Annotated in this window: 21 protein-coding genes; 15 read left to right on the forward strand and 6 right to left on the reverse strand. The window is 67.7% G+C overall.

Going from position 1 to position 20,074, the window contains the following annotated elements; genetic code table 11:
- Nucleotides 1-42: 42 nt before the first annotated feature.
- The 11 genes from Q368_RS0113840 (at nucleotide 43) to Q368_RS0113890 (ending at nucleotide 11,037) form a co-directional block, all read left to right on the forward strand.
- A complete protein-coding gene (locus Q368_RS0113840) occupies nucleotides 43-936 on the forward strand; it encodes a branched-chain amino acid ABC transporter permease (RefSeq protein WP_029459650.1) in 894 nt (297 codons plus the stop codon).
- The gene (locus Q368_RS0113845; protein WP_029459651.1) at nucleotides 936-1,973 is read left to right on the forward strand and encodes a branched-chain amino acid ABC transporter permease; all 1,038 of its coding nucleotides are present in this window, start codon (nucleotides 936-938) and stop codon (nucleotides 1,971-1,973) included. The genes Q368_RS0113840 and Q368_RS0113845 overlap by 1 nt, the downstream gene beginning before the upstream one ends.
- On the forward strand, nucleotides 1,973-2,764 hold the full coding sequence (locus tag Q368_RS0113850) for an ABC transporter ATP-binding protein (RefSeq protein ID WP_029459652.1): 792 nt from the start codon (nucleotides 1,973-1,975) through the stop codon (nucleotides 2,762-2,764). The genes Q368_RS0113845 and Q368_RS0113850 overlap by 1 nt, the downstream gene beginning before the upstream one ends.
- Nucleotides 2,757-3,461 (forward strand): ABC transporter ATP-binding protein, encoded by a 705-nt coding sequence (locus Q368_RS0113855; protein ID WP_029459653.1) that lies wholly within the window; start codon nucleotides 2,757-2,759, stop codon nucleotides 3,459-3,461. The genes Q368_RS0113850 and Q368_RS0113855 overlap by 8 nt, the downstream gene beginning before the upstream one ends.
- Before the next feature lie 305 nt (nucleotides 3,462-3,766).
- Nucleotides 3,767-4,252, forward strand: a complete 486-nt coding sequence (locus tag Q368_RS0113860; protein WP_029459654.1) for an asparaginase domain-containing protein — start codon at nucleotides 3,767-3,769, stop codon at nucleotides 4,250-4,252.
- A gap of 22 nt (nucleotides 4,253-4,274) precedes the next feature.
- Nucleotides 4,275-5,474, forward strand: a complete 1,200-nt coding sequence (locus Q368_RS0113865; protein WP_029459655.1) for a threonine ammonia-lyase — start codon at nucleotides 4,275-4,277, stop codon at nucleotides 5,472-5,474.
- Nucleotides 5,475-5,664: 190 nt separating this feature from the next.
- Nucleotides 5,665-6,045, forward strand: a complete 381-nt coding sequence (locus Q368_RS0113870) for a carboxymuconolactone decarboxylase family protein (RefSeq protein ID WP_029459656.1) — start codon at nucleotides 5,665-5,667, stop codon at nucleotides 6,043-6,045.
- A gap of 272 nt (nucleotides 6,046-6,317) precedes the next feature.
- Nucleotides 6,318-7,379 carry an ABC transporter substrate-binding protein gene (locus Q368_RS0113875; RefSeq protein WP_029459657.1) on the forward strand — a complete coding sequence of 354 codons (1,062 nt, stop codon included), beginning with the start codon at nucleotides 6,318-6,320 and terminating at the stop codon, nucleotides 7,377-7,379.
- Complete coding sequence (locus Q368_RS0113880; protein WP_084158800.1) at nucleotides 7,376-8,425, forward strand: FecCD family ABC transporter permease; 1,050 nt, start codon at nucleotides 7,376-7,378, stop codon at nucleotides 8,423-8,425. The genes Q368_RS0113875 and Q368_RS0113880 overlap by 4 nt, the downstream gene beginning before the upstream one ends.
- 1 nt (nucleotide 8,426) lies before the next feature.
- Nucleotides 8,427-9,233, forward strand: coding sequence for an ABC transporter ATP-binding protein (locus tag Q368_RS0113885; RefSeq protein ID WP_029459659.1), 807 nt, complete (start codon nucleotides 8,427-8,429; stop codon nucleotides 9,231-9,233).
- A 10-nt stretch (nucleotides 9,234-9,243) separates the two neighbouring features.
- Nucleotides 9,244-11,037 carry a radical SAM protein gene (locus Q368_RS0113890; RefSeq protein ID WP_029459660.1) on the forward strand — a complete coding sequence of 598 codons (1,794 nt, stop codon included), beginning with the start codon at nucleotides 9,244-9,246 and terminating at the stop codon, nucleotides 11,035-11,037.
- An 80-nt stretch (nucleotides 11,038-11,117) separates the two neighbouring features.
- Here the strand turns inward: Q368_RS0113890 and Q368_RS0113895 are convergent, their stop codons facing one another.
- Nucleotides 11,118-11,768 (reverse strand): GDSL-type esterase/lipase family protein, encoded by a 651-nt coding sequence (locus tag Q368_RS0113895; RefSeq protein WP_043785997.1) that lies wholly within the window; start codon nucleotides 11,766-11,768, stop codon nucleotides 11,118-11,120.
- A gap of 246 nt (nucleotides 11,769-12,014) precedes the next feature.
- Here Q368_RS0113895 and Q368_RS0113900 point away from each other — a divergent pair, with 246 nt between their 5' ends.
- A complete protein-coding gene (locus tag Q368_RS0113900; protein ID WP_029459662.1) occupies nucleotides 12,015-12,848 on the forward strand; it encodes a PilZ domain-containing protein in 834 nt (277 codons plus the stop codon).
- 7 nt (nucleotides 12,849-12,855) lie between these two features.
- Here the strand turns inward: Q368_RS0113900 and Q368_RS0113905 are convergent, their stop codons facing one another.
- Both Q368_RS0113905 and Q368_RS0113910 read right to left on the reverse strand, forming a co-directional pair.
- The gene (locus tag Q368_RS0113905; protein ID WP_029459663.1) at nucleotides 12,856-13,803 is read right to left on the reverse strand and encodes a lysylphosphatidylglycerol synthase transmembrane domain-containing protein; all 948 of its coding nucleotides are present in this window, start codon (nucleotides 13,801-13,803) and stop codon (nucleotides 12,856-12,858) included.
- A gap of 72 nt (nucleotides 13,804-13,875) precedes the next feature.
- Nucleotides 13,876-14,163 (reverse strand): c-type cytochrome, encoded by a 288-nt coding sequence (locus Q368_RS0113910; protein ID WP_029459664.1) that lies wholly within the window; start codon nucleotides 14,161-14,163, stop codon nucleotides 13,876-13,878.
- Between the two features lie 199 nt (nucleotides 14,164-14,362).
- Between Q368_RS0113910 and Q368_RS0113915 the strand changes: the two genes are divergently transcribed.
- From Q368_RS0113915 to Q368_RS0113925, 3 genes are all read left to right on the forward strand, one after another.
- Nucleotides 14,363-15,166 (forward strand): DsbA family protein, encoded by an 804-nt coding sequence (locus Q368_RS0113915; RefSeq protein WP_029459665.1) that lies wholly within the window; start codon nucleotides 14,363-14,365, stop codon nucleotides 15,164-15,166.
- Nucleotides 15,167-15,204: 38 nt separating this feature from the next.
- Nucleotides 15,205-15,756 carry a hypothetical protein gene (locus Q368_RS0113920; RefSeq protein ID WP_029459666.1) on the forward strand — a complete coding sequence of 184 codons (552 nt, stop codon included), beginning with the start codon at nucleotides 15,205-15,207 and terminating at the stop codon, nucleotides 15,754-15,756.
- A gap of 105 nt (nucleotides 15,757-15,861) precedes the next feature.
- Nucleotides 15,862-16,128 (forward strand): DksA/TraR family C4-type zinc finger protein, encoded by a 267-nt coding sequence (locus tag Q368_RS0113925; protein WP_029459667.1) that lies wholly within the window; start codon nucleotides 15,862-15,864, stop codon nucleotides 16,126-16,128.
- Between the two features lie 84 nt (nucleotides 16,129-16,212).
- Here Q368_RS0113925 and Q368_RS0113930 read toward each other — a convergent pair whose 3' ends face one another.
- From Q368_RS0113930 to Q368_RS0113940, 3 genes are read right to left on the reverse strand one after another with little or no spacing between them, the layout of a single operon-like run.
- Nucleotides 16,213-17,463: an SPOR domain-containing protein gene (locus Q368_RS0113930; RefSeq protein ID WP_043786042.1), complete on the reverse strand. Its 1,251-nt coding sequence runs from the start codon at nucleotides 17,461-17,463 to the stop codon at nucleotides 16,213-16,215.
- A gap of 13 nt (nucleotides 17,464-17,476) precedes the next feature.
- Complete coding sequence (locus tag Q368_RS0113935; RefSeq protein ID WP_029459669.1) at nucleotides 17,477-18,844, reverse strand: response regulator; 1,368 nt, start codon at nucleotides 18,842-18,844, stop codon at nucleotides 17,477-17,479.
- A 17-nt stretch (nucleotides 18,845-18,861) separates the two neighbouring features.
- Nucleotides 18,862-20,073 carry an HD domain-containing phosphohydrolase gene (locus tag Q368_RS0113940; RefSeq protein ID WP_029459670.1) on the reverse strand — a complete coding sequence of 404 codons (1,212 nt, stop codon included), beginning with the start codon at nucleotides 20,071-20,073 and terminating at the stop codon, nucleotides 18,862-18,864.
- Nucleotide 20,074: the final 1 nt, after the last annotated feature.

Consider the following 20,074-nt stretch of genomic DNA (forward strand, 5'->3'; position numbering starts at 1 on the left):
GGGGCGGCGCTCCCGGATGCCAACCCGCGACAAGGACTTCCCATGAACCTGGCCACCTTTATCCAGAATATCCTAAACAGCCTCACGCTCGGCAGCCTCTATGCCCTGGTGGCCATCGGCTACACCATGGTCTACGGCATCCTGCGCCTGATCAACTTCGCGCACAGCGAAATTTTCATGCTCGGGGCCTACTTCGTCTTCTGGGGCATCACCCTCGTCCACCTGCCCTGGCCCGTGGCCATGGTGCTCGCCATCCTCGTCACCGCAAGCCTCGGCGTGCTGGTGGACCAGGTGGCCTACAGGCCCCTGCGCGACGCCCCGCGCATCTCGGCGCTGATCAGTTCCATCGGCGTCTCCTTTTTCCTGCAAAACGTGGCCATCGTCTTTTTCCAGGCCATCCCCCGCGAGGTCTACCGGCCGCAGTGGCTGGAAGACCCCATCCTCTTCCACGGGGTGCGCGTGCTGCCGCTGACGCTCTTCGTGCCCCTGCTCTCCCTCGTCCTCATGCTGCTGCTCATCTACATCGTCTACCGCACCAAGACCGGGCTTGGCATGCGGGCCATCAGCAAGGACATCGAGACGAGCTACCTGATGGGCGTGCCCGTCAACCGCGTCATCGCCATCACCTTCGGCATCGGCTCGGCCCTGGCCGCGGCCAGCGGCATCATGTGGGCGCTGCGCTATCCGCAGCTCCAGCCCATCATGGGCACCATCCCCGGCTTCAAGGCCTTCATCGCCGCCGTGTTCGGCGGCATCGGCTCCATCCAGGGCGCGGTCATCGGCGGCCTCACCCTGGGGTTCATCGAAATCATGACCGTGGCCTTCTTCCCGGATCTGGCCGGTTATCGGGACGCCTTCGCCTTCGTGCTGCTCATCCTCGTCCTGATGGTCAAACCGACCGGACTGCTCGGCGAAAGACCGGAGGATAAAGTCTGATGCGACGCGGCCGCACCATCCTGCTCAACGTCCTGGCCATCGGGGTCCTCGGCCTGCTGCTCTCCCTCGCCGAGGCCTATTGCAACGGCTATCAGACCCAGATCCTGAACCTGATCGCCATCAACATCATCCTGGCCCTGTCCCTGAACCTCATCTACGGCTTCACCGGGCTCTTCAGCCTGGGCCACGCCGGGTTCATGGCCATCGGGGCCTACGTCTGCTCCATCCTCATCATGACGCCGGACCAGAAGGACATGCTTTTCCTGCTCCAGCCAGCCTACGACTGGGTGGAAAACGCCCAGGCCCCGTTTTTCGCGGCCGTGCTGGCCGGCGGCGCGGTGGCGGCGATCTTCGGGGCCATCGTCGGCATTCCGCTCCTGCGCCTGGGCGACGACTACCTCGGCATCGCCACCCTGGGGTTCGCCGAGATCATCCGGGTCGTTGCCAACAACATCCCGCGCCTGACCAACGGGGCGCTCGGGTTCAAGGGCATCCCGGCCTACGCCGACCTGTGGTGGAACTTCGGCTGGGCCCTCGTCACCCTCTACGTCATCGTGCGCCTGCTCCAGAGCAACACCGGCAATGTCCTCAAGGCCATCCGCGACAACGAGATCGCGGCCAAGGCCATGGGCGTCAACGTGTTCCGCTACAAGCTGCTCTCCTTCACCGTGGGCTCGTTTTTCGCGGGCATCGGCGGCGCGCTGCTGGCAAGCCTGCTCACGACCATCGACCCCAAGATGTTCCTGTTCACGCTGACCTTCAACGTGCTCATGATCGTGGTCGCCGGGGGCCTTGGCTCGCTCACCGGCTCGGTGCTGGCCGGAATCGGCATCACCGTGCTGCTCGAATGGCTGCGCGTCGTGGAAAACCCGGTGGACCTCCTGGGCTTTTCCCTGCCGGGCATCCCGGGCATGCGCATGGTGGTCTTTTCCCTGGCGCTCATCGTCATCATCCTCTTTCGCCGCGAAGGGCTCATGGGCATGCGCGAGCTGACCTGGCGCTCCCTGGCCGGCGTCTTTTCCCGGGAGAAGGCCTGATGCAACCCACGCCACAAGACGTGATCCTCGAAACCCGCGACCTGAACATGCGCTTCGGCGGCCTGCTCGCCGTGTCCGACTTCTCGGCCGTCTTCCCCCGGGGCAGCATCACGGGGCTGATCGGCCCGAACGGCGCGGGCAAGACCACCTGCTTCAACATGATCACGGGCTTTTACAAGCCGACTTCCGGGCAGGTCGTCTTCCATGGCGAGGAAGTGCAGGGCCGGCCGCCCTATGCGCTCTGCCGCGCCGGCATCGCCCGCACCTTCCAGAACATTCGCCTGTTCAACAACGAGACGGTGCTCGAAAACGTCATGATCGGCCGCCACCTGCGCCAGAAGACCAGCTGGCTGCAAACGCTCGTCTTCACGCCGGCCTCCCGGCGCGAGGAAAAGGAAATCCGCGCCCGCTGCATGGAGCTCCTCGACGTGGTCGGTCTGGCGGACCTGGCCGGGGAAAAAGCCGCCAGTCTCCCCTACGGCGCGCAACGCCGCCTGGAGATCGCCCGCGCCCTGGCCACGGAACCGTCGTTCCTGCTCCTCGACGAGCCCGCCGCCGGCATGAACCCGCAGGAATCCGAAGACCTCATGGGCTTCGTGCGCACCATCCGCGAAGCCTTCGGCCTCACCATCCTGCTCATCGAGCACGACATGAAGGTGGTCATGGGCGTCTGCGAACACCTCTGGGTCCTGGACTACGGCCAGACCATCGCCTCCGGCCCGCCCGAGGCCATCCGGTCCGACCCCAAGGTCATCACCGCCTACCTCGGCGAGGAGCAGCCCCATGCTTGAGATCCGCGACCTCCACGTCGCCTACGGCGGCATCCAGGCCGTCAAGGGCATCTCCATCGACGTCCCGACCGGCCAGATCGTCACCCTCATCGGGGCCAACGGCGCCGGCAAGACCAGCACCCTGCGCGCCATTTCCGGCCTTTGCAAAAACCGCAAGGGCACCATCTCCTGGAACGGCAAGGACATCACGGGCAGCGACCCCGTCGCCATCGTCAAGGCCGGCATCGTCATGTCCCCCGAAGGCCGGCGCATCTTCCCGCACCTGACCGTCCTCGAAAACCTCCAGCTCGGGGCTTACAGCCGCAGCGACAAGGACGGCATCGCCAGCGACATGACCTGGGTCTTCGACCTGTTCCCGCGCTTAAGCGAACGCCGCGCCCAGAAAGGCGGCACCCTCTCCGGCGGCGAACAGCAGATGCTCGCCGTGGGCCGCGCGCTCATGAGCAAACCCGCCCTGGTCATGCTCGACGAGCCGAGCCTCGGACTTGCGCCGCTGCTCGTGCGCGAAGTCTTCGACATCATCCGGGAGATCAACGACAAGGGCATGACCGTGCTGCTCGTCGAACAAAACGCCCACGCCGCCCTCAAAATCGCCCACAAGGCCTACGTCCTCGAAACCGGACGCGTCACCCTCTCCGGCACCGGCGAGGAACTCATCGCCGACGAACGCGTCCGCGCGGCGTACTTGGGTGGATAGGAGAGGGGAGAGAGAAGAGGAAGATGCCTCCGGCGGCCAGGAGGGGATGATCCCCTCCTGGACCTCCCCGACGGGGGATCGGCAAGCGGGTGGAGGTTTGGTCGTTGGCGTGCGTCGGGCATGTGTTCGCGGAATTTCGGGCAACCCGCAGGCCGCAAAGCCGGCCAGCACGTTGCCCGAAATTCCGCGAACACGGGCGCCAGCGGCGAAGCGCCGCATTTGAAGAAAAATACTTTTCCAAGGAATCCCCCCGTCAAGGGGGGCCGGGGGGGATCACCCCCCCGGCCGCCGGAGGCATCTTCCCTATGCAATTAGCGATATTCACCATGGGCGGGACCATCGACAAGGTCTACTTCGACGATTTGTCCGACTACACCGTGGGCGAGGCGCAGGTCCGTCCGATCCTGGACGGGGCCAACGTGGACATGGAGTACGAGATCCTCGAGGTGACGCGCAAGGACAGCCTGTACGTCACCGACGAGGAGCGCAAAGCGCTGCACGACCGCATCGTCGCCGATCCCAGGCGGCATGTGCTGGTCACCCACGGCACGGACACCATGACCGAGACGGCCAAGGTTCTCGCCGATATCCCGGACAAGGTCATCGTCCTGACCGGGGCCATGGCCCCGGCCCGTTTCGCCGCCACGGACGCGGTCTTCAACGTGGGCTGCGCCGTGGGCGCGGTCCAGTGCCTGCCGCCCGGGGTCTACATCGCCATGAACGGCCGGGTGTTTCCGGCCGGGACCGTGCGCAAGAACCGTGAAAAAGGCCGTTTCGAGCCCCTGTCCTGATTATTCCCCAAGAGGCATGTCCATGATCGAAATCGAAGATGTCCGTGCCGCCGCCGCGCGGCTGGCGCCCCGCCTGCGCCTTACGCCGTTTCTGCAATCCCACGTGCTTTCCGAGATGACCGGCGCGCAGGTCATGGTCAAGTTCGAGAACCACCAGTTCACGGCCTCGTTCAAGGAACGCGGCGCGCTCAACAAGCTGCTGACCTTAAGCGACGCGCAGCGCGCCCGGGGCGTATGCGCCATGTCCGCCGGCAACCATGCCCAGGGCGTGGCCTACCACGCCAAGCTGCTCGGCGTGCCGGCCACCATCGTCATGCCGGCGGGCACGCCCACGGTGAAGGTGGAGCACACCCGGGCCCACGGGGCCACGGTGGTCCTGGCCGGGGAGACCCTGGCCGAGGCCAACGCCGAAGCCCTGCGCATCACCGAGGAACGCGGGCTGGTCTTCATCCACCCCTTCGACGACCCCGACGTCATGGCCGGCCAGGGCACGGTGGCCCTGGAGATGCTCGACGCCGTGCCGGACCTCGACGCCATCGTCGTGCCCATCGGCGGCGGCGGGCTCATTTCCGGCGTGGCCACGGCAGCCAAGGGCGTAAGCCCCGGCATCGAGGTCGTGGGCGTCCAGGCGGCCTGCTACCCGTCCATGCTCTGCGCGCTGCGCGACGAGCCGCTCCAGGGCGGCGGCAACACCATCGCCGAGGGCATCGCGGTCAAATACCCCGGCAAGCTCACCACCGAAGTGATCCGCGCCCGTGTGGACGAGGTGCTGCTCGTCGAGGAACCCCAGCTCGAAGCGGCCGTGGCCCTGTACCTGTTCGTGGAAAAGACCGTGGCCGAGGGGGCCGGAGCCGCGCCCCTGGCCGCGCTGCTCGCCCGGCCCGGGAAATTCCGGGGCCGCAAGGTCGGGCTCATCTTAAGCGGCGGCAACATCGACCCGCGCCTCCTCGCCCAGGTCATCACCCGCCAGCTCATCCGCGAGGGCCGCATCGTCACCCTGCGCATTCCGCTCAACGACCGCCCGGGCGGCCTGGCCAAGGTGACGGCGGTGCTGCGCGATTTCGGGGCCAACATCATCGAGATCCAGCACCACCGCACGCTGCTCGCCCTGCCGGCCAAGGAGGCCAGCATCGAAATCACCTTCGAGACCCGCGAGCGCGAGCACGCCCACACCATCGTGGACGCCCTGCGCGCCGCCGGCTTCCTGCCGGTCATCGTCTAAACGGCCCCGCAGAATGTTCGTCCGACGGCGGCATCGGCGCACTTGCGCCTGTGCCGCCGTTCGTTTTTTCCGAACGCCCCGTTCGAAGCAATTCGTTTGTTATTGCGGCATAAATCGCGCTAGGGTCGCTGCAAGACGGCAACGGCGGCGCATACCGTTTCGCGTCGCCAAACACCCTGCGAGGCACGCCATGAACGAACGTCTTGCAACACTCTCCCGCGAGCGCAAAATCGCCCACAAACGCCTGCTCGACCTGCATTCGCCCGTGTACGCGGCCTTTTGCGACATGGAACGCGCCGCCTACGGCGACGGGGCCCTGGCCAAGATGGAAAAGGAACTCATCGCCGTGGGCATTTCCGTGGTCATCGACTGTCATTCCTGCATGCAGTGGCACATCGAGCAGGCGGCCGCGTCCGGGGCCGGCGTGCGCCAGGTGCTCGAGGCGGTGGAGGTCGGCATCGAGATGGGCGGCGGCCCGGCCACGGTTTCGGCCCGGTTCGCCCTGGAGGTCATGGAAGACGTCTTCGGCGCGGACGCCCTGCGCGAGGCGGGCCGGGAGGCCGGCGCGTGAGGCAGGGTGGCAGGTCGAAAATGCCGCAGAAAGGGCCAGTGACCGACATTTTGTAATACACGTGAGAGTAGATCGTGCAGCCAAAAACACTATCAGCCTGGAATTGAAGATGAAATAATTACAACTGTCCGGTTGTCTCCCCTTTTCGGCCCGGCGTATCCTTACGGCTTGTGCGCCGTAGCCGCAATTGTGGGGACAACCGGACCGCCTGGCCCGGCCTGCGACGGACGGCGCGGAATTGTGAAACGCCCTACGCCAGAAGGAGACCGGTCATGCGCTTTCGTTTCCTCACCCGTTCCACGCTGCTCCCGGCCCTTGTACTGGCCCTGGCCTGCTGCGCCTTCGGGCAGGCGCTGGCGGCGACGTTCACGGACGCCTCCGGCGCGACCGTCGCCGTGCCCGATGCGCCCAGACGCGTGTACGCCCTGTCCCCGCCGGATGCGCTCCTCGTCTTCGCCATCGATCCCTGCCGGCTGGTCGGCTGGAATATGCCCCAGACGCCCGTGGCCAAGCAGTGGTATCCGCCGTGCGCCCGCGACCTGCCGGTCCTCGGCGGCTTTTTCGGCCAGGGCATGACGCCCAACAAGGAAGCCCTGCTCAAGGCCGCGCCGGACCTCGTCATAAGCGGCACCATGGCCAAGTCCAACAAGGAGTTCGACAGCTTCTTCACCAGCCTCGGCATTCCGGTCGTGCACATCGAAAGCGGCACCGTGGCCGACTATCCCAAGGCCCTGCGCCAGCTCGGAACGCTCCTTGGCGACAAGGAACGCGGCGAGAAGCTCGCCGCGTATGCCGGCGAAACCCTGGAGGCGATCCGCAAGGGCGTGGCCTCCATCCCCGAGGCCAAGCGCGTGCGCGTCTACTACGCCGAAGGCGAGGACGGGCTTGCCACCGACGGCCAGGGTTCGTTCCACACGCAGGTGCTGGAGATGGCCGGCGGCGTCAACGTGCACAAGACCCCGCAAACCCAGCGCTACGGCATGGACAAGGTCACCATGGAAACGGTGATCGGCTACGCGCCGCAAGTGATCCTGGCGCAAACGCCCAAAGTCCGCGCCGCCATCCTCGCCTCACCCACCTGGAAGGTGGTGCCCGCGGTGCGTGACGGCAGGGTGCTCGGCCTGCCCGACACGCCCGTCAACTGGTTCGACCGGCCGCCGTCGTTCATGCGCCTGCTCGCGCTCAAGTGGATGGCCCACGCCCTGTACCCGGACGTTTTTCCCTACGACATGGCCAGGGAGACGCAGGCCTTCTTCAAGCTCTTCTGGAACAAGGACCTGGACGAGGCGCAGGCGCGCGCCCTGCTGTCACCGGCCGGGGCCGCCAAGCCATGACCCCGGACCGGGACGTTACCGCGCAGGCCGCGTCCGGGACGCTCGCCGCGCCCTGGACGCTGGCCGTCCTGCTCGCCGCCGCGGCCGTCTGGTCGCTGACGGTCGGCAACTACCCCATCTCGCTTGCCGACCAAGGGAAGTATCTCCTGCATGCGCTGGGCCTCGCGTCGCAGCCGGCCACGGAACAGACGAAGCTCGTCGCCGTGGTGCTCGGCGACATCCGCGCGCCGAGGCTCTTTGCCGCCGTGCTGATCGGCGCGGCCCTGTCCACCTCGGGCGCGGCCTACCAGTCCATGTTCGTCAACCCGCTCGTGTCGCCGGGGCTGCTCGGGGTGTTGGCCGGAGCGTCCTTCGGCGCGGCGTGCGGCATGCTCGCCGACCTCCCCTGGTCGGCCGTGCAGGGCTGCGCCTTTGCCGGGGGCATCCTCGCCGTGGGCCTGGCGCTCGGACTGGCACGCCTCAGTCGCGGCGACCGGCTGCTGCTGCTCGTCCTCGGCGGCGTCATCAGCACCGCGCTTTTCACGGCGCTGCTTTCCGCCGTCAAATACGTGGCCGACCCCACCAACCAGCTCCCGGCCATCACCTACTGGCTCATGGGCGGGCTGTCGCGGGCGGACAAGAATACGGTCATGCAGGCGACGCCGCTTTTCGCGTGCGGCATGGCCGGGCTGTTTCTTTTTTCCCGCCAGCTCGACCTGCTGAGCCTTGGCGACGAGCAGGCGCGCAGCCTGGGGCTTTCCGCCGGCAAGGTGCGGCTGTGGCTCATCGCCCTGTCCACGGTCTTAAGCGCCGCCACGGTCTCCATCGCCGGGCTGGTCGGCTGGGTGGGGCTCATCATCCCCCATGCCGGGCGGCTGCTGGTCGGGCCGTCCAACCGGCGGCTTCTGCCCACGGCCGCCCTGCTCGGCGGGCTGTACCTGCTGCTCGTGGACGACGTATCCCGGCTGGCGTTCGGCGTGGAGATTCCGCTCGGCATCCTCACGGCCCTGGCCGGCATCCCCTTTTTCCCGCTGGTGTTGCGCAATGCCCGCAAATCCTGGGGCTGACATGCCCGTCTTCACGGCGGAGAAGCTGGCCTTCGCCTACAACGGCGCACCGGTGCTGCGCGGGGTCTCGTTTGCGGTGGGCGCGGGGGAGCTCGTCTGCCTGCTCGGACCCAACGGCTGCGGCAAGACCACGCTTTTAAAGCTCCTGCTCGGCCTGCTGCCGCCAACGGCGGGGCGGGCGACGGTCGGCGGCCGGCCGGCCCACGCCCTGCCGCCCCGGGAACTGGCCGCGGCCGTGGCCTACGTGCCGCAGGCGCACCAGGCCGCCTTCGCCTACACCGCGCTCGACATCGTGCTCATGGGCCGCGCCGCCAGATCGTTGTGCTTCGGCCCGCCGCGCGCCGCGGACAGGGACATCGCCATGGACGCCCTGCGCCGCTTTTCCATCGACCACCTCGCGGGCAAGCCCGTCACGCAATTGAGCGGTGGCCAGCGCCAGCTGACCCTGCTCGCCCGCGCCCTGGCCCAGGGCGCGCGGGCGCTGGTGCTCGACGAGCCCGTCACCGGCCTCGACTTCGGCCACCAGGCGAAGTTCCTCGAAATCCTGCGCGAACTGTGCGCCGAGGGCTACACCTGCGTCATGACCACGCACTTCCCGGACCATGCCCTGTGGGTAGCCGACCGTGTGCTCATGCTGCGCGGGGGCCGCATCGTGGCCGACGGCGCGCCCGAGGCGGTGGTCACGGGCGAGCTGCTCGGCCGCCTCTACGGCGTGGACATATCCGTTTTCCCCATTGCCGCGTCCCTGCGGGTCTGCGTCCCGGACCGGATCAGCCGGTTGTGCCGGGACGCGGCCGGGGGCGCATAAGGAGCCTCCCATGCAGTGTCCCGTCTGCGCGCGCGGCTGCGTGCTCGCGCCCGGCAAAAGCGGCGCCTGCGGCCGCTACGTCCTTAAGGACGATGCGCTTGTCGAGCGCTATCCCGACCGCTACCTGATCGCCAGCCCCATCTCCGTGGAGACGATTCCGCTTTTGCATTTCCATCCCGGCGCGCCGTTTTTCCAGATCAGCACGGTGGGCTGCAATTTCGACTGCCCGGGCTGCATCGCCACGGTCACGGCGCGGGAGATGCGCCCCGACAGCCCGGCGCTCATGCGGCTCACGCCGGAAGCCGTCGTGGACAGGGCCGTCGCAAAGGACTGCCGGGGCATCGCCTTTCTCATGAACGACCCCCTGGCCTCCTATTACACGTTCCTGCGCGTGGCCCGCGTCGCCAAGGCGCGGGGGCTCATGGTCGCCTGCGCCACCAACGCCTACTTCACCGAGGCCTCCCTTGCGCCGCTGCTCACGCTGCTCGACGCCGTCAACATCGGCGTCAAGGGCGCGGGCCCGGACGGCATCCGCGCCTGCGGCGGCGGCGATCCGCAGGTGGTCCTCGGCAACATCCGCGCGCTCGTGGCCGCGGGCGTGCACGTGGAGGTCGCCTGCATGGACCGCCTGGACAACCGCGACGACACGCGGCTGCTCGCGCGCACCCTGGCGGCGATTTCCCCGGCCATGCCGCTCCAGCTCATGCGCTACGTGCCCATCGAAACGGCCGACCCGGCCCTCGAGCCGGCCATCGCCGACACCGAGGCTTTTGCGCGGGAGCTGCGGCGCACCCTGCCCCACACCTTCGTCTTCAACACCCCGGGCACACGCGGCCTGGACACGCTCTGCCCGGACTGCGGCGCGCCTGTCGTCGCCCGCGACTTCTACGGCCCCATGGGCGCGCGGCTGCTTTCGCTGGCCCCGGGCGTTCCGGACGACGCCGTGCGCTGTGGCCGCTGCGGCAGGGACGCGGCCATCGCCGGCCCGGTTTCGCCGCCGGCCATGCGCGAAGGGGCGTTCCAGGGCGGCTACCCGTTCACGCGGGGCCTTGAGATCGTGGAATCCATGTGCCTGGCCATGGGCGTGCGCGAGCAGGCGGAGGTCGTGCGCGCCTTCGAGCATCTGCTCGGCGAGGGCATGCTCACGCGCCTGCACCACGACATCCAACATATCGACGGCTATTTCGGGCTGATCCGCCATTTCGGCAAGGCGCTCGGCCGCGAGGCCCAGGCGGCGCGGCTGACGGACTACCTGACGGCCATGATCGAGCCCGTCCGGCAAGGCGTAACCGGTGTCGCGCATCGCCCCCGGGCCTACTACGCCATGGGCAAGCCGCTTTTCGCCATCATGGGCTCGCGCTTCGAAAACCACCTCGTGGGCGTGGCCGGCGGGGAGAGCTGCAACACGACGCTCGACCTCAAGGGCCGGCCTGGGCGCAGCATCACCCCGGAGACCTTGGAAAAGCTCGATCCCGAGGTCATGTTCATCTCCTCGTTTCTCTCCAATACCCCGGAGGCCTTTCTCGCGGACTGCCGCGCCCTGGGCATCGACGTCGCGGCGGTGCGCGACGGGCGCGTCTTCACATCCCCCGTGCCGGCAAGCGACTTCGGCGCGCCCAAGTGGGTGCTCGGACTACGCTTCTTAGCCAACAAGCTGCACCCGGACCGGTTCGCTTTCGACATCGAGGCGGATGCGGCCGCGTATCACCAACAGTTTTTCGGCGTGGCGTATCCCCTGGCCACGGTCAACCGCTCCTTTGCCAAGCCGAGCCGTCTGTGGCGGTTCGACGCGGCCCGGGCATAGTCTTCAACGCCTCCAAAACAAAGCCCCCGTCAAAAGGCGGGGGCTTTGTCCTGCATCGGGCAGGCCGTTTCGACGCGGCCTCAGTTGGTCGTTTGCGGCTGGCCGGACTGCCCGGCGAGGCCGGCCAGGATTTCCGGCCGCATGATCTCCTCGTTGGGCATGGACACGTATTTTTCGATCAGCGCCTGCCAGAGCTTGTAGCCGTCCGGCCGCAGATGCACGCCGTCGGTGGTCAGGGCCGCGTTGAGCGCGCCGTCCACCGTGAAGTGGCTGTAGAGGTCGACGTAGACGCAGCCCGGAATCTCGGCGCAAAGCGTCCGCAACCCGGCGTTGAGGTCGCGGATCTTGTCGTTGGACAGGTCCGGCCGGTTGACCACCGGCAGCACGCTTTGCACGAAGATCACGGTCTTGGGCGAGCCCTGGTGGATGCGCCGCAGGATTTCCCGGTATCGGGAAAGGATGCTGGCGTTGGGGCTCCAGATCTCGTTGATCCCCTCCAGAATGAAAATCTTCTCCGGCTTCATGCCGACCACAGGGGTCAGGGTCTTGAGGATCTTGGCCGTGGTGTTGCTCACCACGCCCTTGTTGACCACCTCGGGAAAGCCCCCCACGTACTTCCAGCCCGCCGTCTGGCTGCCGCCCAGAAAAACCGTCTTGGCCAGCGCCTCGGTCGCCCCCAAAAAAAGAAGCGCCGCCGAAACGACGCCAACCCGAAACCATCCGGAAACCATTTCTCCCCTCTCCTTGCACATACAAATCCGGCCCCGCGCCTCCCGCGAGTACGGATCGCGGAATAGCACGGCCCGAATCGATTGAAAAGACTCCACGCCCGGAGTAGGGTTTCCCCAAAGGCTGTGGCGGGGGCCTCACGAAGCCGTCGGCGAGGACGCCAAGCGTCGTTTTGACGCATCGCAACCCCCAATCCGCAACCCGGGCGGCCGCCTCGCGCGGCCAGGGCCCCGTTGCCGCGAGTCCGTATGAGCGCGCAAGACAAAACGTCCCTCAAGCTGCTTGAAGAGGCCATGGCCCAGCGGGCGCGCTGTTTCCTTTCCCTGCCCGTATCCGTCACCGGCGTGCGCGAACTGGACTGCGCCATGCTGGAATCCTCCACGCGGGGCCTGCTGCTGGAAAGCCAGGGCAAGGCCGCCTGTGGCCCACACTGGACGGGGCTCGACGTCACGGGCTATTTCCGGGTGATACTGCGCCGCAGCGGCATCGACGAAACCTTCTACACCTTCGACAGCCGCATCAAGGCGGCGGCCAACGGGCGCACGGGCATCGCCCGGCTGCTGCTCGAGGAGCCCGCCGCGCTGGTCTTCGGGCAGCGCCGCAAGAGCCTGCGCGTGGAGCCGGACATCGAGCGCATCGCGGCGGCGTTTCTCTGGCGCTACGACAAAAAGGAGGGCTTCGTCCTGGACTGCCCGGCGCTTAAGCGCGTCGATTTCCAGGGCGGACTGGCGCGCATCGCCGACATCTCGGCCGGGGGCATGCGCCTGACCGTGCGCGGGGCGCTCGTGCGCGAGCGCAGCCTGGAACTGCCCCAGGGCCAACGGGTGGTGGTGCATCTGCAACTGCGCGAACCGCGCGAACCCGGGGAGCACGAGTTCTGGATCGTGGCCCGCGTGCGCCACGCGGCCCGGGACTGCCTGTGCGGGGATGCGATCTACGGCCTCGAATTTCTCGCCAGTGGCAGCCTCGACGCCAAGGCCGGCAAGATCCGCTGGCAACCCGTGCAGGAGCACATGATCGGCGGGCTCGCGGACATCTTCCACCACTGGGACCTGGACAAGCGGCGGCAGAAAGTGGACTGAGCCGGCTCTACCCCGCGGCGGCCCCGGCGCGCAGTTCCCGCAGCGTCATGCCGCTGGCCGCCACGCGCCACAGCCCAAGCGCCGTCACGGGCAGGTACTGCAACAGGTGCATGGCCAGGGCCACGGCAAAGGCCCGGTCCCGATCCACGCCGAACCACCCGAGCGCGAGCACCATGGACGCCTCGTACACGCCCATGCCCCCGGGCGCGCCCGGCACGGCGAAGCCAAGCGTGGCCACGGCGAAAACCGTCAGCACCATGGGCCAGCTCCAGGGCAGCCCGGCCATGAAACAAAGCCCCAGGGCATAGAGGGCGAGATAGGCCGACCAGGCGGCCAGGGTCCAAAGCCCCAGCGCGCAAAGGAATCGCGGGCGCAGGCTGGCCTGCAACAGCCCCAGCATCTCGGCCGCGAACAACCGCAGCCGCGCGAACGGCACGAGGCGCAGCAGCGCATGGGCCGCACCCGGGCGCACGCGAAGCAGCCCCAGAAAGCACCACACCCCGCCGACGAGGGCCAGCAGCGGATAGAGCACGAGCCCCTGACCCAGAAGCGCCGCCACGGCGACGCCGAGGACCAGCAGGGCATTGAGGTCGAAAAACCGTTCCCAGAACACGGCCTCGAACGCCTTGCCGAGCGATGCCCCGCTTTCCCGGCGCAAATACAAGGCCTTGGCCATCTCGCCCAGGCGCGCCGGCAGCACGTTGTTGAGCGCGAGCCCGATCAGGCAGGCCCAAAGCCCGGTCAGGGGCCGGATGCTCCCGGACATGAGAAAACGCAGCCGCAGCCCCGGCACGATGGTCATGGCCGGGACCCCGAGCAGGTAGAGCGCCACGGGCACAGGGCGAAAAGCGGCCAGGGCGCGGCCCAGGCCGGCCAGATCCACGCCCCACAAGGCGTAGGTCATGCAGCCCCCCACCAGCAGCAGGCGCAGGGCCAGGGAAAAATGCTTGTTCATCGTCTCCGCCAAGGAAAAAGGCCATGGGAACGTCTTCCCATGGCCTTTTTCCCGGTGCGAATCAAGCGCGGCTCATTTCTTGGGCAAGGAGGCGTAGTAGGCGGCGAGGTCGGCGATATTTTCCGGGGACTGCTTCTGCATGATGGCGACCATGGCCTTGTTCTCGCCCTTGCCATCCTTGAAGGCCTGCATCTTGGCCGTGAGCGTCGCGGCGTCCACGCCGTTGAGGTCGCCCTTGCTCTTATGGCAGGCGCAACCCTTGGCCAGGGCCTCTCCCTTGGCCGCGTCGCCGGCCGCTCCGGCGGCCACGGCCACGGCACAGAAAACCAGCGCGAAAAAAACCGTTCCGATACGTTTCATGGCATCTCCTTGGCGTCTCCAGCGGTGCATCCCGTCGCCCCACGGCGGCGAAGCCAGGGAACATGCATATCCCACGGGGAAAAAAATGCAATCCTCTCCATCGGGTTCTCTTGCGTTTCAGAAATTTTTGTTGCAATTCACCCTGCCCAAGGTAACCTCTCCAGTCGAGGACATCCGTTTTCGCAAAAGGAATACCGCAATGTCGTCCCGCCCCCTTCTGGCCGTCGCCGCCGCCCTGCTGCTGTTCGCCTGCGCTCCCGCTTCCTCGGACAAGGCCCTGCGCGAGACCCTGCGGGAACATCCCGACATGGTTCTCGACGCCCTGAGCCAACGCAAGCCCGAACTCTTCGCACTGGTGGTGCAGGGACAACAGGAAGGCCAGGACGCCGCACGGGAAGCCAAACAGGCCGAGGAGCTCAAAAAGCCCCTGACCCCGGCCGTGGACCCGGCCCGGGCGTTGCGCGGTCCGGCCGACGCGGACACCCTGGTCGTGGTCTACTCCGACTTCCTGTGCCCCTACTGCGCCCAGGGAGCCAAGACGCTCAAGGAATTCATGGCCCGCCACCCGGATTCCGTGAAGGTGCTTTTCAAGCACTACGCCACGGACGACCTGTCCCGGCAGGCGGCGCTGGTCTACGAGGCCCTGGCCGCCCAGGACCCGCAGCTCGCCTTCGCCTTCCACGACGCGGCTTTCGAGGCCCAGCGCGAGATCGAACAGGCCGGCGAGCCGGCGCTGTACGCGCTGGCCATCAAGCTCGGGGCCAATGTGCCGCGGCTCAAGAAGGACCTCAAGAACCCGGCCCTGGCCAAGCGCATCGACGACGACGTGGCCGAGGCCCGCTCCTTCGGCATCGAGGGGACGCCGACGTTCGTCATAAACGGCGTGTCCGTGCGCGGCGCGGCCCCGCTCGGAGAGTTCGAGGACGTCCTGCGCCAGGTGGCCAGGAACAGCGGCGGCCAGGAAGCGCCCTGCGACACCTGCAACAAAAAGAAGAAACCCTAGGGCCAAGGCCCCTTCCGACGCCGAGGTCGAACACCGCCATGCCCACCATCCTGCGCATTCTGGCCCTTGGGGCGTTTTTCGCCATGGCCCCCGTTCTCTGCCTGCCCCCCCCGGCCGTGGCCGACGAACCCAGCCGGCCGGCCAGCCAGGAGATCGACGAGGCCACTCTCGTGGCCATGATGGACGACGTCATCAAGTATTACGACGAGACGCGGCCGTCGGAAGGCCGTATCCTCGAACTGCTGCCGGCCTACGAAAAAAACAAGGACAGCCAGGAATACAAGAAACTGCGCTTCCTCTTCGACACGCACCAGAAGGTCACGACCAGCCTCAACAACCTGATCGACGTCCTCTACATCTCGCTCAAGCACGGCAACTACGACGACGAGGAACTCAACAACTACCTCTACAACCGCTGCAAGAACATCATCACTTTCTTAAACAACATGGTCTACTTCCTGACCGCCCGCAACCAGGAAATGGAGTTGTCCCCGTCCGTGGACGTGCAGCGTCTCTACGAAAGCTACCTGGTGCGCCTGACCACCCTGCTCTACGAGCTCAACAAGCTCCTGGCCCATTTCCACAAATAGGCCGCCCGCCTGCGCCTGAAGGCGGCGTCTTGACAGCCGCCGGAGGCTTTTTATTTCTGGGGAAGCGCCCGGCGCACAAGGAAGCGCGGCGCGGGAGGCGGAACCATGGCCAACGGCTGGGCCGGCGACGGCGCGGTGCAGGATCAGATCGCCCATTCCATCGCGGACGAGGTGTCGCGCATCCGCAGCCTGCTGCCGCAGGGCGAGGGCTGCGACACGTGTGAGGCGTGCGGCGAGACAATTCCCCTGGCGCGGCGCAAGGCGCTGCCCGGCGTGCGCCTGTGCGTGGCCTGCCAGCAGGAACGCGACAAGGAACAGACCGCCGCTTCCCCCTACAACCGCCGGGGCAACAAGGACAGCCAGCTGCGCTGATGCCGCGCGCCTGGATCTTCCTCTCCTTCAGGAAAAGGAACGCGTGAGCGCCGGCTTCGCAGCCGCGGCGCGAGGGCTGCTGCGTCAATGGCAGCGCAGGCCAGCGGCCACGCCCGGCGCGACCTCGAACAGAAGTGGCGAAACGCCGGCAGCCGCGCGCACCTCGTTTCGGGCCGCAAGCGCGGCCCGGCGCTCGCCGTAACGTCCGGCCAGCACCCGATACCGCTTCGTCTTCCCCTGCCCTTCCTCGACCAGGCAGGCCGGAATGCCCCTGCCGCGCAGCTTCGCGGCCTGCCCCTGCGCATTGGCGGCATCGGCGAAAAGCCCGGTCTGCAAGGCCACGAACCCCTTGGGCGCATCCTTGCCCTTCCCCTTTCCCGCCGGCTCCTTGGCTGCTACAGCGGCAGGCTTTGGCGTGGCAGGGACAGGCGAGCCGGCCTTTGGCACAGGCGACGCGACCGTCTTCCCGGCCGCGGATGTCTTTTGGGGTGCCTCCGACGGCGCAGCCGAGGCCGGAGCCTTTTGCGCGATCGCCGGCGCTTGCGGCGTTGCCGCCTGATCGGGCGCGGCAGCGCGTGGCGCCAACGCCTTTGCCGACGCCGGGGGGGGCGGCGGCGCGACAGGTGCGGGCATTGCTTCCGGCGCAGCTTCGGGCGCGGGTTCCGTCTGCGCCTGCTCCCCTGCGTCTGAAGTCGCGGCGGCAGTGACGTCGGGCGTCGCGGCGGCTGTCGGGGCAAGTTCGGGGGCGGCCTGTTGCGGCTGTGCGGCCGCCGCGACGCCTATGGCTGCGCGCACGGCGAACGGCGCCGCGTCGGTATCGGCGCCCGTAGCGGCGGGCTCCGGCATGACGAAGGTTTGCGACGCAACGGGCGCATCGCCGTCGAAAAGCTCGAGCTGCCACGCTCCGGGCGCGGCCGCGCCGGGCGGGAAAAAGGCATAGGTCACGGCGGCGGGCTCGCCGCGGCGCGCGGGGACGAACCAGCGATCGACAACCGGCGCGCCGTCCGTCCCGGACGGGCGCGTGAGCCGCGCCTCGAGGAACAGGGGCGCGCCGCCGGCCTTGCCCGGTGGTACGAAGCGACAGCCGAGGCCCTTGTCCGCAGGGGAAAGGCTCTCTCCCGGGCGCAGGGCCTTGTCTCCGGGCCATGGCTCCCCAGGTCCCGGCGCGACGGACAGGCCGCCGCAGAGCGCAAACCCGGCGTCGCCCCGCTGCGGTGCGGCCGGGACGGGCAACGGCGGGGAAGCCTGCGCGGCGGGAAGCGTGCGGGGCAGGGCCAGGGCGGCCAGGATCAGGCAGGCCGCCAGGGCGCGGCAGGCGTGAGTGCGTACGGGCATGGCAAAGGCGGCGTCACTCGGCAAGGTGCTCGAGCAGCCGTCTGGCCGCTTCGTAGCCGGGCTCGATTTCCAGGGAAATGTTCAGGAACTTTCGCGCTTCGCCCAGATTGCGGCAGCGGTGGTAGGCCGTCGCGATGTTGTAGCCCACGGACGGGGCCTGCCGGGCGAGATTGGGGTCCACGGCCAGGGCCTTCTCGAAATGGTCCAGGGCGATGTCGTACTGCCTGCCTTCGGCGTGGGCCACGCCGATGTTGTAAAGCAGGCCGGCGTCGCCCGGAGCGATCTCCAGGGCCTTGCGGTAGTTGTCCACGGCCTGCTGCCACAGGCCCTGGCGGCGCAGCAGGATGCCCCGGTCGTTGAACATCCACAGGTCGGCCTTGCCGAGCGCCCCGCCCTTGGCTTCGATGGCCTCGGTGACGAAGCGCAGGGCCATGTCCTGGTCCTTGTCGCCGATGGCCCGGGCGATCTCCATGAGCGAATCGCTGACCATGTCCGAGGCGACCCGTGTGACCACGCGCCGGGCCTCCTCGAAATACGTCTTCGCCTTGTCCGTGTCGCCGCTGGCGAGGTACATGCCGCCGATCTCCACCTTGCGCTCGAAATTGAGCGGCGAAAGCGTGTCCAGGCGGCTTAAGTAGGCCAGGCGCTTGTCGCTCTCCCCGGATTCGCGGCAGAGGTCCACGAGCTTTTTGAGCGGCTCGATAAAGAGCTTCTCCGCCTTTGCCGCGGCCAGGTAGTGCTTTTCCGCGGCGGCGTAATCGCCGCGCTTGAGCGATGCGTCGCCCATGAGCAGATGGCACTTGAGGCTGTCGGGCTTGATCTCGAAGGCCTTGGCCGTGATCCGCTCGGCCTGGTCCAGGTCGCCGGCGGCGATGAGCTCCGCCGCCCGGTCGAGCAGGACGCCAAGCTGGTTGTTGGGCTTGATGGCGAAGGCGATCTTTTCGATGAGGGCGTTGGCCGAAATGGGCTTGGTGATGATGCTGTCGGCCCCGATCTCGTGGGTGAGGACGAGCTCGTCGCGGGACATCTCGGTGCTGACCACGATGATGCGCACCCGGTCGCCATAGAAGGTCTTAAGCACCTTGACGGGCTTGATGCAGGCGGCCTTGCGGATGCGCCGCTCGACGAAAAGCACAAGTGGCGCGGGCGCGCGCCCCACCGCCTTGTTGACGAACGCCACCAGCGCGTCGTAGCCGGCGGTTTCGCGAAAGGCGGTCTTGACGTCGATACGCAGCCCGCCCAGGGTGAACTTCACCATGCGGGCGAAGCTCTCGTCGTCCGTGGCCGCCGCGGCCATGCCGCCCTCGGTGAAATAATCGAGGACGATGCGCTCGTATTTCTTGGCCGTCTGCTCGGCCCGGACTCGCATGATATTCGACATGACCCCGTCCGCTCCCCTCACGCGCCGCCCGATGCGCCGCGCACCCGGCGCAGCAGCGCCAAAAGCTCGGGATCGACGATGCCGAGCCCGGATTCCTCATTGGCCGGGGCCAGCACCCGAAGCGGCGCGGGGCAGCATACGCCGATCCCGCGCAGGCGCTCGACCAGGCCCGCATCCACGACCTGCCCGGCCACGGCCACTTTTTCACCCGTGCCAAGACAAATGTCCTCTTCCAGGATCATGCCCGCCGTCAAGCCTGACAACGGCGCTTCGGCGCGCCGGTAGCCCTCGCGGGAACCGGCCAGGAGACCGAGCAGTTCCAGCGCCTTGGGGTCGTACACCCCTTCCCGGGCCTGCATGGCCGCAAGGGCCTCGTCGCGGCCGACGCCCGACGTGAGCAGCCGGTCGTAGTCGAGGGCGACCTTGAGCAGGCGTGCGCCCAGAGGAATGGCCGCGCCGCGCGGGCCGTCGTCCTCTCCGGCGAAGGCGCGCTCCTGATGGCGGATGATGTCGGCCACCTCCCCGAGCTTGGGGATATTGGCGAGCAGATCGGCGCCGATGCCGGGATGGCGGGCGAAAAGCGCGGCCCTGTCCCCGTCCAGGCCACCGTCGGCGCGCAGGGCGGCGAACATGGACTCGGGCATGACCACGGCCCCGAGCTGGGACAGCGTGACCGCAAGCTCGATGCGCCAGACATCCGGGGCGTCCAGGCAGCGGGCCATGTCCGTCACCAGCCGCCGGACCCGGGCGGCGCGGCCCATGGCTTCGGCGTTTTGCAGGGCGAGCAGGTCCGTGAGCAGCTTGATGATGCCGCGAAGCGCCCCCTTGAGAAAATCCCTTTCCCCCGTGGCCTGCTGGTAATGGGCGACGCCGGCGGCCAGGGCCTCCTGCATCGTCTCCTCGGCGCAGGGCTTGGCCAGGAAACGGAAGACCTGTCCGACGTTGATGGCCTCCATGGCCGTTCCCAGGTCGGCGTAGCCGGTGAGCAGGATGCGCGCGCTGTCGGGGCACACCCGGCGCAGGCGGTCGAAAAATTCCAGCCCGTCGAACCCCGGCATGCGCAGGTCCGAGACGACCACGGCATACGGGCCGCCTTCGGTCACCGCCTCCAGCGCGCGCATGGGCCCCACGGCAATGTCCACGGCGTACTTGCGCCGCAGCTTGCGCTTGAACGCCGCGGCCATTTCCGCGTCGTCATCGACGAACAAAATTTTGTGCTTCACGCCCATG

This window comes from Solidesulfovibrio alcoholivorans DSM 5433, assembly GCF_000702665.1.
GTDB lineage: Bacteria > Desulfobacterota > Desulfovibrionia > Desulfovibrionales > Desulfovibrionaceae > Solidesulfovibrio > Solidesulfovibrio alcoholivorans.

Excerpts from the sequence above, each read along its gene's own strand:
- Q368_RS0113910 (WP_029459664.1), bottom strand. The coding sequence starts at position 14,163 with ATGAAACGTATCGGAACGGTTTTTTTCGCGCTGGTTTTCTGTGCCGTG.
- Q368_RS0113875 (WP_029459657.1), top strand. The coding sequence starts at position 6,318 with ATGCGCTTTCGTTTCCTCACCCGTTCCACGCTGCTCCCGGCCCTTGTA.
- Q368_RS0113920 (WP_029459666.1), top strand. The coding sequence starts at position 15,205 with ATGCCCACCATCCTGCGCATTCTGGCCCTTGGGGCGTTTTTCGCCATG.
- Q368_RS0113935 (WP_029459669.1), bottom strand. The coding sequence starts at position 18,844 with ATGTCGAATATCATGCGAGTCCGGGCCGAGCAGACGGCCAAGAAATAC.
- Q368_RS0113880 (WP_084158800.1), top strand. The coding sequence starts at position 7,376 with ATGACCCCGGACCGGGACGTTACCGCGCAGGCCGCGTCCGGGACGCTC.
- Q368_RS0113930 (WP_043786042.1), bottom strand. The coding sequence starts at position 17,463 with ATGCCCGTACGCACTCACGCCTGCCGCGCCCTGGCGGCCTGCCTGATC.
- Q368_RS0113890 (WP_029459660.1), top strand. The coding sequence starts at position 9,244 with ATGCAGTGTCCCGTCTGCGCGCGCGGCTGCGTGCTCGCGCCCGGCAAA.
- Q368_RS0113895 (WP_043785997.1), bottom strand. The coding sequence starts at position 11,768 with ATGGTTTCCGGATGGTTTCGGGTTGGCGTCGTTTCGGCGGCGCTTCTT.
- Q368_RS0113870 (WP_029459656.1), top strand. The coding sequence starts at position 5,665 with ATGAACGAACGTCTTGCAACACTCTCCCGCGAGCGCAAAATCGCCCAC.
- Q368_RS0113940 (WP_029459670.1), bottom strand. The coding sequence starts at position 20,073 with ATGGGCGTGAAGCACAAAATTTTGTTCGTCGATGACGACGCGGAAATG.
- Q368_RS0113905 (WP_029459663.1), bottom strand. The coding sequence starts at position 13,803 with ATGAACAAGCATTTTTCCCTGGCCCTGCGCCTGCTGCTGGTGGGGGGC.
- Q368_RS0113925 (WP_029459667.1), top strand. The coding sequence starts at position 15,862 with ATGGCCAACGGCTGGGCCGGCGACGGCGCGGTGCAGGATCAGATCGCC.
- Q368_RS0113840 (WP_029459650.1), top strand. The coding sequence starts at position 43 with ATGAACCTGGCCACCTTTATCCAGAATATCCTAAACAGCCTCACGCTC.
- Q368_RS0113865 (WP_029459655.1), top strand. The coding sequence starts at position 4,275 with ATGATCGAAATCGAAGATGTCCGTGCCGCCGCCGCGCGGCTGGCGCCC.
- Q368_RS0113850 (WP_029459652.1), top strand. The coding sequence starts at position 1,973 with ATGCAACCCACGCCACAAGACGTGATCCTCGAAACCCGCGACCTGAAC.
- Q368_RS0113845 (WP_029459651.1), top strand. The coding sequence starts at position 936 with ATGCGACGCGGCCGCACCATCCTGCTCAACGTCCTGGCCATCGGGGTC.
- Q368_RS0113860 (WP_029459654.1), top strand. The coding sequence starts at position 3,767 with ATGCAATTAGCGATATTCACCATGGGCGGGACCATCGACAAGGTCTAC.
- Q368_RS0113900 (WP_029459662.1), top strand. The coding sequence starts at position 12,015 with ATGAGCGCGCAAGACAAAACGTCCCTCAAGCTGCTTGAAGAGGCCATG.
- Q368_RS0113885 (WP_029459659.1), top strand. The coding sequence starts at position 8,427 with ATGCCCGTCTTCACGGCGGAGAAGCTGGCCTTCGCCTACAACGGCGCA.
- Q368_RS0113855 (WP_029459653.1), top strand. The coding sequence starts at position 2,757 with ATGCTTGAGATCCGCGACCTCCACGTCGCCTACGGCGGCATCCAGGCC.
- Q368_RS0113915 (WP_029459665.1), top strand. The coding sequence starts at position 14,363 with ATGTCGTCCCGCCCCCTTCTGGCCGTCGCCGCCGCCCTGCTGCTGTTC.